The sequence below is a fragment of the Sinomonas sp. genome, from assembly GCF_051955515.1.
Classification (GTDB): Bacteria; Actinomycetota; Actinomycetes; order Actinomycetales; family Micrococcaceae; genus Sinomonas.
In genome coordinates this window covers 1-13,278 of record NZ_JBQCGQ010000277.1, presented here as the reverse complement: position 1 = coordinate 13,278, position 13,278 = coordinate 1, and the positions used below count along the sequence as shown (strand labels likewise).

The following is a 13,278-nucleotide window of genomic DNA, read 5'->3' as shown; positions in this document are numbered from 1 at the left end:
AGTCGGTGCACACGTACGCGAACACGATCAACACCCACGAGGGCGGCACCCACGAGGAGGGCTTCCGCGCGGCGATGACCTCGCTCGTGAACCGCTACGCGCGCGAGAAGGGCATCCTCAAGGACAAGGACGACAACCTCAGCGGCGAGGACGTGCGCGAGGGCCTCACCGCCGTGGTCAGCATCAAGCTCGCCGAGCCGCAGTTCGAGGGCCAGACGAAGACCAAGCTCGGCAACTCCGAGGCGAAAGGCTTCGTGCAGCGCGTCGTCACGGACCAGCTGGGTGACTGGCTCGAGCGGAACCCTGGGCCCGCTCGTGACGTCATCCGCAAGGCGATCCAGGCATCGCAAGCGCGCATGGCCGCCCGCAAGGCGCGGGACAACGCGCGGCGCAAGAGCCCGCTCGAGTCGTTCGGCATGCCTGGCAAGCTCTCGGACTGCTCGTCGAAGGACCCGTCGGAGTGCGAGGTCTACCTCGTCGAGGGTGACTCAGCAGGCGGCTCGGCCAAGCGCGGACGCAACCCGAAGACGCAGGCGATCCTCCCCCTCCGCGGCAAGATCCTCAACGTCGAACGCGCGCGTCTCGACAAGGCGCTCGGCAACGCCGAAATCCAGTCGATGATCACGGCCTTCGGCACGGGGATCGGCGAGGATTTCGATATCGCGAAGCTGCGGTACCACAAGATCGTGCTCATGGCCGACGCGGACGTGGACGGCCAGCACATCACGACCCTGCTCATGACGCTGCTGTTCCGCTACATGCGGCCGCTCATCGAGAACGGGTACGTGTACCTCGCGCAGCCGCCGCTCTACCGGATCAAGTGGTCCAACCATCCGCACGACTACGTGTACAGCGATCGCGAGCGGGACGAGACCATCCGGCTCGGGCTGGCCAACGGACAGCGGCTCCCGAAGGAGAACGGGATCCAGCGGTACAAGGGCCTCGGCGAGATGGACTACACCGAACTCTGGGACACCACGATGGACCCGGACCGGCGCACGCTGCTCCAGGTGACCATGGAGGACGCGGCGGCAGCCGATCAGACGTTCGCGGTGCTCATGGGCGACGACGTCGAGTCCCGCCGGCACTTCATTCAGCAGAACGCCAAGGACGTCCGCTTCCTGGACATCTGATCTGGCTCCCCTGCAACCCTTTTAGGAGACATTCATGAGCGACGAGACGCCCGAGACCCCTGGCGTCGGTCCGGACGGCATGCCCACTGGCCCCCTCGCCGAGGGCGCTCTCATCGACCGCGTCGAGCAGGTGGACCTGCAGACGGAGATGCAGCGCTCCTACCTCGACTACGCGATGGCGGTCATCGTGGGCCGCGCGCTCCCCGATGTGCGCGACGGCCTCAAGCCCGTGCACCGCCGCGTGCTCTATGCGATGTTCGACGGCGGTTACCGCCCCGACCGCGGCTTCAACAAGTGCGCGCGCGTGGTCGGCGACGTCATGGGCACGTACCACCCCCACGGCGACATGGCGATCTACGACGCCCTGGTGCGCCTCATCCAGGACTGGGTCATGCGGTACCCGCTGGCGCTCGGCCAGGGGAACTTCGGCTCCCCCGGCAACGACGGCGCGGCGGCCCCCCGATACACCGAGACCAAGATGGCGCCGCTCGCCATGGAGATGGTCCGGGACATCGACGAGGAGACCGTCGACTTCCAGGACAACTATGACGGCAAGAACCAGGAGCCGACGATCCTGCCGGCCCGGTTCCCGAACCTGCTGGTCAACGGCTCCTCCGGCATCGCCGTCGGCATGGCCACGAACATCCCGCCGCACAACCTCCGCGAGGTCGCCGACGGCGTGCAGTGGTACCTGCAGAATCCCGAGGCGACGCGCGAGGAGCTCCTCGACGCGCTCCTCGCCAGGATCAAGGGCCCGGACTTCCCCACTGGCGCGACGATCCTCGGACACCGCGGCATCGAAGATGCATATCGCACGGGCCGCGGCTCGATCACCATGCGCGCTGTGGTCAACGTCGAGGAGATCCAGGGCCGCACCTGCCTCGTGGTCACGGAGCTGCCGTACATGGCCAATCCGGACAACCTCGCGATGAAGATCGCCGAGCTCGTCAAGGACGGCAAGCTCCACGGGATCGCCGATCTGCGCGACGAGACTTCTGGCCGCACGGGCCAGCGCCTCGTGATCGTGCTCAAGCGCGATGCCGTCGCCAAGGTCGTGCTGAACAACCTGTACAAGCACACGCAGCTGCAGGACAATTTCGCAGCGAACATGCTCGCGATCGTCGACGGCGTGCCGCGCACGCTCTCGCTCGATGCCTTCGTGCGCCACTGGGTGACCCACCAGATCGACGTCATCGTGCGCCGCACACGCTTCCGCCTGCGGAAGGCGGAGGAGGAGATCCACATCCTCCGCGGCCTGCTCAAGGCCCTCGACATGCTCGACGAGGTCATCGCGCTCATCCGCCGCTCCCCCACGGTCGAAGAGGCACGCGACGGCCTCATGGCGCTGCTCGAGATCGACGAGCTCCAAGCCCGCGCGATCCTCGACATGCAGCTCCGCCGCCTCGCGGCCCTCGAGCGGCAGAAGATCCAGGACCGCAACGACGAGCTCGAGGCCCAGATCGCGGAGTACCGCAAGATCCTCGCCGATCCCGCTCGGCAGCGCTCGATCATCTCGGAAGAGCTCGCCACGATCGTAGAGAAGTACGGCGACGACCGCCGCACGCGGATCCTTCCGGGCTTCGACGGGGAAATGAGCGTCGAGGACCTCATCCCCGAGGAAGAGATGGTCGTCACCATCACGCGCGGCGGCTACGTCAAGCGCACCCGCAGCGACCAGTACCGCCAGCAGAACCGCGGGGGAAAGGGAGTCCGCGGTGCGCAGCTGCGCGGGGACGACGTCGTGGAGCACTTCTTCGTCACGACCACGCACCACTGGCTGCTGTTCTTCACGAACCTGGGGCGGGTGTATCGGGCAAAGGCCTACGAGCTCGCCGAGGGCGGCCGCGACGCCAAGGGCCAGCACGTGGCGAACGTGCTCGCGTTCCAGCCCGACGAGCGGATCGCCCAGGTGCTCGACCTGCGCGACTACCAGCAGGCTCCTTACCTGGTCCTCGCCACCAAGGGCGGTCTGGTGAAGAAGACCCGCCTTGAGGACTACGACACGAACCGGTCTGCCGGCGTCATCGCGATCAACCTCCGCGACGGCGACGAACTCGTCTCCGCGCAGCTGGTCTCGGAGACCGACGACCTCATGCTCGTTTCCCGGCACGGCCAGTCCGTACGCTTCACGGCCGACGACGACGCCCTCCGTCCCATGGGACGCGCGACGAGCGGCGTCACCGGCATGAAGTTCCGGGACGACGACGAGCTCCTCGCCGCGGACGTGGTGCGCGAGGGATCCTACGTCTTCATCGTCACCGAGGCGGGCTACGCGAAGAAGACCTCGGTCGAGGAGTATCGACGCCAAGGCCGCGGGGGCCTTGGCATCAAGGTGGGCAAGTACCAAGAGGGCCGCGGCCATCTGATGGGTGCGCTCATTGTCCACGACGAGGACGAGGTGCTTGTGGTGATGGAAGGCGGCAAGGTGGTCCGCTCCGCAGTCTCCGGCGTTCCCGCGACCGGGCGTGACACCATGGGCGTGATCTTCGCACGGCCGGATGAGGGCGATCGCATCATCGCGGTGGCGAAGAACACGGAGCGGGGCCTTGCCGATGAAGCCGAAGAAGCCGTCGTCGAGATCCTTCCCGAGGACGACGCCGAGACAGGTGTCGAAGGCGTGCAGGCAGAGGATGCCGTAACGTTGAGTGGAGACTCTGTCGAGAACCCCGGAGGTAACGAGTGAGCACGCCCGAGAACGAAGCCCGTCCCGGCGGCTACCCTCAGGTGACCCCACCGGCCCGCCCCCCACAGCGGCCGGCCGTGTCGCCGTCGTCCGCTGCCGGCTATCAGCCGCGCGGCACCCAGGCTCCCACCACCAGTGGAGCGCCGCGTCCTGCCGCTGCGGCTCCGGGCAGCGCCCAGCGCCCGGCGGGTGCTCGGCCAGCTCAGCGGCCTCCTCTCGGCGGTGCGCCCACTCAGGGTCTCGTGCGTCCCGCGCCGAAGGCCAAGCAGCGGCGCGCCCGGCTCCTGGTGAGCAAGGTCGACCCCTGGTCCGTGCTCAAGATGGCGTTCCTCCTCTCGGTTGCGCTCGGGATCGTCACGGTCGTCGCGTCGATCGTCCTCTGGATGGTCCTCGACGTCACTGGAATCTTCGACAAGATCAACGGCCTTCTTGGTCAGGTGGCCGGCTCCGAGAGCGGCGGATTCGACCTCAAGAAGGTCGCCTCGCTGGGCCAGGTGGCATCGTTCGCGACGATCATCGCCGTGGTCAACGTGGTGCTCCTGACGGCCCTGTCGATGCTCGCGGCGGTGCTGTACAACATCGCGTCGGCCCTCGTCGGCGGCGTCGGTGTGACGCTCACCGACGACTGACTGACCGATTTGGCCGCGTTGCCTCCGGTGCTGTAGAGTCTTATCTCGGCCCGAGGGCGCTATGCATATAGAGTTCGTCAGGCTGTGGGGGCGTATAGCTCAGGCGGTTAGAGCGCTTCGCTGATAACGAAGAGGTCCCAGGTTCAAGTCCTGGTACGCCCACGGATCCTGCTTTGCGACTCGGAGGTGCCCGTGAAGAAGCTGATTGCTGTGGCGATCGCTGCTCTTGCGGGCGCTTTTGTTGTCAAGAAGGTCCAGGAGTCCGAAGCCCAGAAGAAGGTCTGGAGCTCCACGACGGACAACGTCGAGTAGTTTCCCTTCCTGGTCCATCCGGGGGCATGGCGCAATTGGTAGCGCACCTGCTTTGCAAGCAGGGGGTTAGGGGTTCGAGTCCCCTTGCCTCCACCGGTGATGAGTCCCGGCACCAGTATGGTGCCGGGACTTTTTTCTGCGTTTGCCCGGGCTCCTGTCCGGTTGTAACTTCCCAACCACTTTTGGACCGGCGTGGCACGCGAAGACAGGCTGCAGAGGCCTGAGGAAGCGGACAGGAGCGCCGGATGCCTCAGTCTAGAGTGGGTCCGTGACCCCTCTCATCGCGACGCTCGGCGTCCTCGGCGTCTCCGCGTCGGGGCCCCTCATCGCAGGAACGCTCGCGGGAGGCTCGGTCACAGCCCTCGCGATCGCCTTCTGGCGCAACGCCCTGGCCGCCGTTGTCATGGCTGCTCCCGTGGCCGTCCGGGAGCCATCGCAGTTCCAGCGCCTCGGACGCCGGGAGTACCTCTGGTCGATCTTGGCCGGCGTCGCCCTCGCGTTCCACTTCGTCACGTTCATCTACGCGCTCACGCTCACCTCGGTTGCTGCCACGACCGCGCTCGTATGCCTTCAATCGGGCTGGATCGCGGTGTTTGCCCTCCTCCGCGGGAGGCGTCTGCCCGCAGCAGTCCTCGTGGGGCTCGGCCTGTCGTTCGCGGGAGTCGCGGCCATCACTGGACTGGATCTGGGCGGTTCACACGAGGCCGTCCTGGGCGACCTCCTCGCCCTCGCCGGAGGAGTCCTCGCGGCCCTCTACACGATGGCCGGCGGCCGAGCCCGCCAGACCATGAGCACCGGCACGTATACGACGGTCTGCTATGGCGTCTGTGCAGTGGTGGTGGCTGTGCTCGCACTTCTCTCGGGCCAGCGCTTGGGAGGGTTCAGCCCCTCCGGCTGGGCGGGAATCGTGGCCATCACCGTGGCGGCTCAGCTCGTGGGGCACACGTCGTTCAACCACCTGGTGGCGACCCTGAGCCCACTCGTGGTGTCCATGATCATCCTGCTCGAGATCCCCGGAGCGGCGATTCTCGCGGCCGTCTTCCTCCACGAGGTCCTCCCGGCCGGGACGTACGCAGGGCTCGTCGGCATACTGGCCGGCCTCGCCGTCGTCGTTCTCGGGCAGCGCCGCCTCAGGCGCGAACGGAACCTGCCCGAACTCGGCGCCGACTAGCGGCGTCGGCCTCAGACCTCGGTGCGGATTCCGCCCCGCTTGGGCGCGGACGAGGACGAGTTGGCAGCGTGGATCGCGCGAAGCAGCTTGGCAGGGAAGTAGATCGAGAAGAAGACGACCATCGGGGCCTTGAGGGCGATCTTCTTGACGTTGTGCGCCTTGTACGTGCGGTCGAAGCGGGTCACGTAGTAGCGATAGTCGCGTGGGGAGTCCTCAAGGCGGCGCGCGGACATGCCGGACACCATATTCGGCCAATACTCCACCCGGAGGCCGTGGTCGGCGAGGTGCAGGGACAGATCGATGTCCTCATGCATCTCGTCCTTTTCATCGCGGCAGACCTCGCTGCGGATCTGTTGCCACGCGCTGCGCCGCAACGCCATGTTGGAGCCGAACAGGAAGTGATACTGCTGCCGGGCGAGCTTGAGCATGAGCTGGCGGACCTTGTCATCCGCTTTGAGCCCGAACCGGCGCATAGGCATGTCGTAATAGACGACCGGTCCGGTGGCGGCCTGCACGGAGGAGTCGGCGAAAGCCTTGATGACCTCCTCGACCCAGTCCGGCTCGAGGAGGGAATCCGCATCGATGCGGCCGAGGAGGTCTCCCTGAGCGGAGTCGAGCCCGAAATTTCGGGTGGGGATGAGTCCCTGCTCGGCGTCCTGTGAGAGAAGCCTGATGCCGGCCTCGGGATATTCCTCCTGCATTTGGCGCACGATCGCTGCCGTCGCGTCCTGGGAGCGGTTGTCGACGACGATGATCTCGTGGGCTGGTACGGACTGGTAGATCGCGGCCGTGACGCACTGCCGGATCACGCCTTCTTCGTTGTAGGCGGGGATGACAATCGACACGCTCGGGCGACCGGACGTGTAGGGAGAGAGGGCTGATTCCGCGGCCATCATCGCCAATCTAGCAAAACGGGGAGGGGACCCGTAGTTCACGGATCCCCTCCCCGCTTGCGTGAAGCGGCGGTGTCAGGCCTGCGACGGCTTGCCGTTGTCCTGGCTGGCCTCGTGGATGTTGCGGATGGCCTCCGCGGCGTCGCTCGCGACGTGCTTCGCCTCGCCCTTCGCTTCCTCGCCCGAGCTCTCGCCTGCCGCAGGCGCATCCGCCTCGGCAGATTCAGGGCCCATCGACGTGTGGGTCGCCGGCACCGGGGCGGGCTCGGTTTGAGCCGAGGCCGACGGCGTATCCCCAGCCTGCGACTCCGGCGACTCCTCCTTGGTCTCGCCGCTTGCACTCGACGCCGAGGCGCTCGAGCCGTTGGACGAAACGGGGGTCACAGGGACCGGCTTGACGGGCGCGGGAGTCTTCCACGGATCCTCGACCGGCTTGGCTGCCCTCCAGGCGGCAACGCCGGCGGCGACGGCCGCGGCGACGACGCCGAACACGAGCAGCCCGCGCCGCTTCTTCTTGACCGGTTCCTGCGTCGCCTGCTGGGCAGCCTGCTGGGCCGCGTGAACGGCCTCCCGCGCAGCGGCGTCAGCCTGGCGGACGATGCCCGACTCGGCGAGGCGCTGGGCGACGGCGTCGACCTGCCCCGGAGCCGCAGCCAGTCCACGGTTCACGGTCTCCGCCGCCGTGGCGATGCCCTCGGAGATCCGCGGGAGCACCTGGTCGGCGGTGTCCTTGATGACGGGCGCGGCCTTGTCCACGGCCTCATGAAGGCGGGGGGCGGTGCTGTCCACGATCTCGGTGATCCTCGGAGCGAGGTGGGAGAGTCCCTCCTGGATCTTCGGCGTCACAGTTGCGACGCCCTCGGCGAGATTGTGGGCCGCGGTCTTGAGGCCCTCCTGGACCTTCGGGGAGGCGGCATCCAGGCTCTGCTGGATCTTAGGGACGGCCCATTCCACAGCCGCGTCAACGCGCGGCTGTGCCCAGTCGCGCGCACTCTCGACGCTGCTCGTGACGGTCTTCTCCAGTGATTTCTTCACGGCTACCTCCAGACATTCTGCTAGGTCCATCGCCAGCCTACGAGAGCAGAACGCCGTAGGCTATGCATGCATCGCATTACGTGCCCTCTAGTTCCCCGATTTCACCCAGCGCAGAACAGGAAACCTCGCTCCGCTGGCGCAAAGGGGTGCGTGGAAGAATGAGCGCATGAGTGCTAATGCAACCGCCAAGGCCACCATCCACACGAACCACGGGGACATCGTGGTCAATCTCTTCGGCAACCACGCGCCGAAGACCGTGAAGAACTTCGTGGGACTCGCGACCGGCGACCAGTCCTGGACGCATCCCGAGACCGGTGAGGACAAGACGGGGACTCCCCTGTACAACGGCACGATCTTCCACCGCATCATCAAGGACTTCATGATCCAGGGCGGCGACCCGCTCGGCAAGGGCATCGGCGGCCCCGGCTACCGCTTCGACGACGAGATCCACCCGGAGCTCAACTTCAAGGAGCCCTATAAGCTCGCCATGGCCAATGCCGGCGTCCAGGGCGGCAAGGGCACCAACGGATCGCAGTTCTTCATCACCACGGTGGACACGAGCTGGCTGTACGGCAAGCACACCATCTTCGGCGAGGTCGCCGATGAGGCGTCCAGGAAGGTCGTCGACGAGATCGAAGGCGTCCGTACGGGCCTGCAGGACCGTCCCGTCGAGGACGTGGTGATCAGCTCGATCGACGTCGAGAAGCTCTGATCTATTTATTCCTTTAGCGGAATTTATTTGTATTCCTCATGAGTTACGGAATGCCCCCGGCTGAGCCGGCCGCTCCCCCCGTCTGCCCGCGCCATCCGGACCGCGTCTCCTATGTGAGGTGTCAGCGGTGCGGCAGGCCGGCGTGTCCGGAGTGCCAGCGGCCGGCCCCGGTCGGCATTCAGTGCATCGACTGCGTGCGTGAGCTGTCAGCACCCGCCGTGAGGACTCGTTATGGCGCTGCGGTGCGCAGCGGGCAGCCCGTCGTCACGTGGACGATCATCGCGGTCTGCGCTGTGGTCTACGCGCTGCAATGGCTGCTGCCGAACGATGTGGTCTATCAGGACTTCGCCTACGCGACGGCGCTCACTGGGCTTGAGCCGTGGCGCATGCTCACGAGCGCGTTCCTGCACTCGCAAGGATTCGTCCTCCACATTGTCCTCAACATGTACACGCTGTGGATCTTCGGCAGGATCCTCGAGCCAGCCCTTGGCCGCGTTCGCTATCTTGCCATCTATCTCATCTCCGCGTTGGGCGGCTCGGTCGGCTTCTTCCTCCTGACGCCTGTTTCCATGAACGGGGTCATCGGGGCGTCCGGGGCGATCTTCGGGCTCTTCGGGGCGCTGTTCGTCGTCGTCCGCCAGCGCGGGGGCGACGTGCGGCAGCTCCTCGTGCTTATCGCCATCAATGCGGCCTTGGGCTTTGTGGTCCAGGGGATCGCATGGCAGGCGCATCTGGGCGGGCTGATAGCGGGAGGGCTGACGACGGCGGCCATCGCCTACTCGCCGAGGGGACGCTACCAGCTTTTCCTCCAGATTGGCGGCATGGTTCTGGTGACGGCGCTGCTCGTCATCCTGACCGTGGTGCGCCTCGGCAGCATCGGGACGCCGGGTGGAGTCCTTCCCGGCATTTGAGCCGACGCTTGTCCACAGTCCTTGTCCACAGTCCTTGTCCACAGTGTGCACAACTTACAGGCCTGTAGTTAGAGGCGCTTCTTCCGCGTCATAGCGGCGCTGAGGGCGAAAACGAGAGTGTCGATTCAGAAGCGCTGTCCCCAGCTGTGGACAAGACCGCGCGGAATCTGTGGATAGCCCCGAACGAGTCCGCTAGCGCTGGGCGAGAACCTCATCGAGACGTTCATATCCCTCATTCATGCCGTCCGTCATCCCCGCTGAGAGCATGGCGTCCCTGTCCTCGACGGACTGGAACGTGGAATGCACCGTCAGCCGGCAGCGCCCGCCTTCGAGATCCTCGATCTTCGCCGCGTCGAGCGACACGTGGCCCGGAGCGCCTTCGAACTCGAACGTCTGCACCAGGCGGTGGGGCGAGGAAAGCTCGTGGAACGAGCCGTGGAAGGCAAAGACGTTGCCTTCGCCGTCCGACTGGCTGAAGCGGTACGCGCCGCCGGTCCTTGCATCGAAGTGGTCGATCTGGGTCACGTACTTCCGCGGTCCCATCCACTGCGCGACGAGCTCCGGGTCAGTGTGGGCGCGGAAGACGCGCTCTGCCGGAGCGTCGAACTCCCGGGTGACGTCAACGAAGGGAAGTCCGGGCTCCGCGGAGACGACGGTGGTCTTGGTGGCCGTCATGGCTGGTTCTCCTGTGATGCGAGTAGGGCGTCAAGGCGCTCGTAGCGCTCTTCGACGGTCTGGCGGTAGCCCTCGATCCACGCGGTGAGGCGGCCCAAGGCCTCGGGATCGAGATGGCAGGGCCGGCGCTGCGCCTCGCGGCGCCGGGTGATGAGGCCGGCGTCCTCAAGCACTTTGAGGTGCTTCGAGACAGCCTGCAAGGTGACTGAGAAGGGTTCGGCGAGTTCATTGACTGTGGCGTCGCCCTGCGCGAGGCGAGCGACAATGCGACGCCGCAGCGGGTCGGAGAGGGCTGCGAAAGCGCGGTTGAGCCTGTCCTCCTCGCTCCTCGCGGGGTCGTCGAGCTCCACCTGGTCCACGGCTTCCCCTCCTCCATCGATGGGTCGCTGATCAACCGCTTCGTTTATCAACCCAGAGGTTGAATACAACGAGATTAGGTCCTGAGAAATGACACTGTCAAGGGGTAATCCACAGGCGTTTTCCACAGTGTGCGTAACTTACAACTCTGTAGTTCGGGCCGTGCGGGCGACTGTCGGACGCCTTCTCCACACCTGTGGATAACTATGGGGATAGTCCCTGTTGGAAAGTGCACAACTTTCGGGAGAAGCCGCTAGGCTCGGCGGAGGAGGGCAACCATGAGCAATCTCGAACTCGAGCCTCAGGAAACGCTGTGCGGAGCCGAGCTGGACGGCGCCGCCGCGGACGTTGAGCTCCTCGTGCCGCGCGACGTCCCTCTGGGCGGGCCCCGGGCGATGCCCGTGCGCCGCACGCTGCCCTCCAAAGAACGCAGCCTGATCGGCGCCTGGTGCTTCCTCGACCACTACGGGCCGGACGATGTCTCCCGAACCGGAGGCATGCGCGTGCCCCCGCACCCGCACACCGGGCTCCAGACGGTGAGCTGGCTGTTCACTGGCGAGGTCGAGCACCGGGACAGCGCCGGGCATCACGCCTTCGTCCGCCCCGGCGAGCTCAACCTCATGACGGCAGGACGCGCCATCAACCATTCGGAGTACTCCACTCCCCGAACAACGATCCTCCATGGGGCGCAGCTGTGGACGGCGCTGCCCGATGCGAGCCGGCACGTGGAACCGGGGTTCGAGCGGTATGTCCCCGAGCCCGTCACCCTGACCACGCCAGATGGCAACGCCGTCGGCGAGACGCGCGTCTTCCTCGGCCAGCTTGCGGGGAGCCAGTCCCCCGTCCGCACCCACACGCCTCTCCTCGGTGCCGAACTCCTGCTCAAGCCCGGCGCCGCCGTCGTGCTCGCCGTCGATCCCGCCTTCGAGCACGGCATCCTCGCCGAGAACGGGCCTGCCCTTGTGGAGGGACGCGAGGCGGCGCACAGTACGCTCGCTTACGTCGGCGTCGGGCGCGCCGAGCTCCATCTCGAGAACCCGACCTCCGATCCCCTGCGGCTTCTGCTTCTCGGCGGGACGCCGTTCGAGGAAGAGATCACCATGTGGTGGAACTTCGTGGGCCGGAGTCACGAGGAGATCGTGGAGTACCGCGCCGCGTGGCAGCGCGAGATTGGCGCGGAGACAGGCCTCGGCGTTGGGCCCTCGGACGACGGCGGTCGCTTCGGGCCAATCGTCGACCTCACCGACGGCGACAATCCGCTGCCTGCGCCCGTCCTCCCCCAAGTTCGACTCCGGCCGCGCGGAGGAGCGCGAGAAAGGAAGTCCCCGTGACGGATCGGATCGAGATCGTCCACGTGCCCGAACGCCACCGCTATGAGCTGCGCGACGGCGGCAAGCGCATGGGGATGACGCTCTATCGCGTCCAGGACGACGGCCACGTGTTCGCCTTCGACCACACTGAGGTGGACGAGGGCTATTCCGGTCTCGGTCTGGCAGGCCGCCTCGTGACCTTCGCGCTCGACGACGTGCGCGCCCACGGCCTGAGGATCAGACCGTACTGCCCCTACGTCCGTGCGTTCCTCCGGCGCCACCCGGATTATCAGGACCTCGTGGCCGAAGGATTCGTGACTCCACAAGTCTGAATTTCCTGTGGACATCTGCCCCAGTTGTCCACAGCTCTGTCCCCAGAGTGGATAACTTACAGCCATGTCATTCCAGAAGATCTGCCGCTCTTGAGGGGTTGGACCACTACATACGGGACTGTAGGGGCGTTCATGCCCACTCTCTCCACATTCTGTGGATAACTCATCCCGCGGAGTTCACATGGTGTGGAGAGTCGCTACGCTGCGAGCGTGGAAGCACACAGCATCGGGTCGTCGTCTGCCGCGGATCGCCCCCTTGCGCTCGTTACCGGCGTGGGACGGCGCGAAGGCATCGGAGCGGGGATCGCGCGAGAACTCGCCCGCCAAGGCTGGGACCTCGCTCTCTCGCACTGGACGCCCTACGACGTTCGCGTGCACGGCGCCCACGCTCACGTGGCCGCGGTAGCTGTGGAGGAGCTTCGGGAGCTTGGCGCCGAGGTGAGGACCATCGAGGCCGACCTCCAGAATCCCGAGGCACCTGCGCGGCTCCTCGCCGAGGCAGGCGGGAGGTCACCAGTCCGTGCGCTGGTGCTCAGCCACGCGGAATCGGTCGACTCTTCGATCCTGGACACGAGTGTCGAATCGTTCGATCGGCACGTCCACGTCAACGCGAGGGCCTCGTGGCTCCTGGTCAAGGCCTTTGCCGAGCAGTTCCCGACGAGTCTTCACGGGCTGGGGCGGATCGTCGCCCTCACGAGTGACCACACCGTTCACAACCTTCCGTATGGCGCCAGCAAGGGTGCGCTCGATCGCATCGTCCTTGCCGCCGCGCGCGAGTTCGGGCATCTGGGCATCTCGGCGAACGTGGTCAATCCCGGACCGATCGATACCGGGTGGATGGACGAGGTAACCCGCTCGGCGCTCACCGCCCGGCAGCCCGGCGGCCGACTCGGGACGCCGGAGGACGTGGCGGCGGTGGTCGCCTTCCTGGTGAGTGCACCGGGTGGCTGGATCAACGGGCAGCTGATCAAGGCCGACGGCGGCTTCTCCGCCTAGCGAGCCCCTCCGCCTACGGTTGCGGGGGGGGGGGGGGGGCGGGGGGGGGGCGGCCGCGCGGGGGCGGGGCCGGGGGGGGGGGGGGGCGGGGGGGGCCCGGGCGGGGGGGGGGGGGCGGGGGGGGGGGGG

14 protein-coding genes and 2 tRNA genes are annotated in these 13,278 nt (G+C 66.6%); 12 read left to right on the top strand and 4 right to left on the bottom strand.

The annotated features are described in order from the left end of the window. The 7 genes from ACTHL9_RS16205 to ACTHL9_RS16175 all read left to right on the top strand — a co-directional run. On the top strand, positions 1–1,133 hold a 1,133-nt coding region (locus tag ACTHL9_RS16205), incomplete at its 5' end, for a toprim domain-containing protein (protein WP_440520311.1). Between the two features lie 34 nt (positions 1,134–1,167). Then, a complete protein-coding gene (gene gyrA, locus ACTHL9_RS16200; RefSeq protein WP_440520310.1) occupies positions 1,168–3,816 on the top strand; it encodes a DNA gyrase subunit A in 2,649 nt (882 codons plus the stop codon). Continuing rightward, complete coding sequence (locus ACTHL9_RS16195) at positions 3,813–4,445, top strand: DUF3566 domain-containing protein (protein ID WP_440520309.1); 633 nt, start codon at positions 3,813–3,815, stop codon at positions 4,443–4,445. The genes gyrA and ACTHL9_RS16195 overlap by 4 nt, the downstream gene beginning before the upstream one ends. 88 nt (positions 4,446–4,533) lie before the next feature. Beyond that, a tRNA-Ile gene (locus ACTHL9_RS16190) sits at positions 4,534–4,607 on the top strand. 30 nt (positions 4,608–4,637) lie between these two features. Beyond that, positions 4,638–4,757, top strand: coding sequence for a DLW-39 family protein (locus ACTHL9_RS16185; protein WP_212746955.1), 120 nt, complete (start codon positions 4,638–4,640; stop codon positions 4,755–4,757). A gap of 20 nt (positions 4,758–4,777) precedes the next feature. After that, positions 4,778–4,850: transfer RNA gene (locus ACTHL9_RS16180), tRNA-Ala, on the top strand. A gap of 175 nt (positions 4,851–5,025) precedes the next feature. Continuing rightward, on the top strand, positions 5,026–5,928 hold the full coding sequence (locus ACTHL9_RS16175) for a DMT family transporter (RefSeq protein ID WP_440520308.1): 903 nt from the start codon (positions 5,026–5,028) through the stop codon (positions 5,926–5,928). A gap of 11 nt (positions 5,929–5,939) precedes the next feature. Here the strand turns inward: ACTHL9_RS16175 and ACTHL9_RS16170 are convergent, their stop codons facing one another. Both ACTHL9_RS16170 and ACTHL9_RS16165 read right to left on the bottom strand, forming a co-directional pair. Next, the gene (locus ACTHL9_RS16170) at positions 5,940–6,821 is read right to left on the bottom strand and encodes a glycosyltransferase (RefSeq protein ID WP_440520307.1); all 882 of its coding nucleotides are present in this window, start codon (positions 6,819–6,821) and stop codon (positions 5,940–5,942) included. 75 nt (positions 6,822–6,896) lie between these two features. Continuing rightward, positions 6,897–7,856: a hypothetical protein gene (locus ACTHL9_RS16165; protein ID WP_440520306.1), complete on the bottom strand. Its 960-nt coding sequence runs from the start codon at positions 7,854–7,856 to the stop codon at positions 6,897–6,899. A 166-nt stretch (positions 7,857–8,022) separates the two neighbouring features. On the opposite strand from ACTHL9_RS16165, the gene ACTHL9_RS16160 reads away from it, so the two are divergent. Next, a complete protein-coding gene (locus ACTHL9_RS16160; protein WP_440520305.1) occupies positions 8,023–8,568 on the top strand; it encodes a peptidylprolyl isomerase in 546 nt (181 codons plus the stop codon). A 218-nt stretch (positions 8,569–8,786) separates the two neighbouring features. Then, a complete protein-coding gene (locus tag ACTHL9_RS16155; RefSeq protein ID WP_440520304.1) occupies positions 8,787–9,479 on the top strand; it encodes a rhomboid family intramembrane serine protease in 693 nt (230 codons plus the stop codon). 192 nt (positions 9,480–9,671) lie between these two features. On the opposite strand, the gene ACTHL9_RS16150 is transcribed toward ACTHL9_RS16155, so the two are convergent. Further along, complete coding sequence (locus tag ACTHL9_RS16150; RefSeq protein ID WP_440520303.1) at positions 9,672–10,154, bottom strand: SRPBCC family protein; 483 nt, start codon at positions 10,152–10,154, stop codon at positions 9,672–9,674. Next, positions 10,151–10,513, bottom strand: a complete 363-nt coding sequence (locus ACTHL9_RS16145) for an ArsR/SmtB family transcription factor (RefSeq protein ID WP_440520302.1) — start codon at positions 10,511–10,513, stop codon at positions 10,151–10,153. The genes ACTHL9_RS16150 and ACTHL9_RS16145 overlap by 4 nt, the downstream gene beginning before the upstream one ends. A 276-nt stretch (positions 10,514–10,789) precedes the next feature. Here ACTHL9_RS16145 and ACTHL9_RS16140 point away from each other — a divergent pair, with 276 nt between their 5' ends. From ACTHL9_RS16140 to ACTHL9_RS16130, 3 genes are all read left to right on the top strand, one after another. Continuing rightward, positions 10,790–11,842, top strand: a complete 1,053-nt coding sequence (locus ACTHL9_RS16140) for a pirin family protein (protein WP_440520301.1) — start codon at positions 10,790–10,792, stop codon at positions 11,840–11,842. Next, the gene (locus ACTHL9_RS16135; protein WP_440520300.1) at positions 11,839–12,153 is read left to right on the top strand and encodes a GNAT family N-acetyltransferase; all 315 of its coding nucleotides are present in this window, start codon (positions 11,839–11,841) and stop codon (positions 12,151–12,153) included. The genes ACTHL9_RS16140 and ACTHL9_RS16135 overlap by 4 nt, the downstream gene beginning before the upstream one ends. A gap of 210 nt (positions 12,154–12,363) precedes the next feature. Beyond that, positions 12,364–13,149 (top strand): SDR family oxidoreductase, encoded by a 786-nt coding sequence (locus ACTHL9_RS16130; protein ID WP_440520299.1) that lies wholly within the window; start codon positions 12,364–12,366, stop codon positions 13,147–13,149. Positions 13,150–13,278 lie beyond the last annotated feature (129 nt).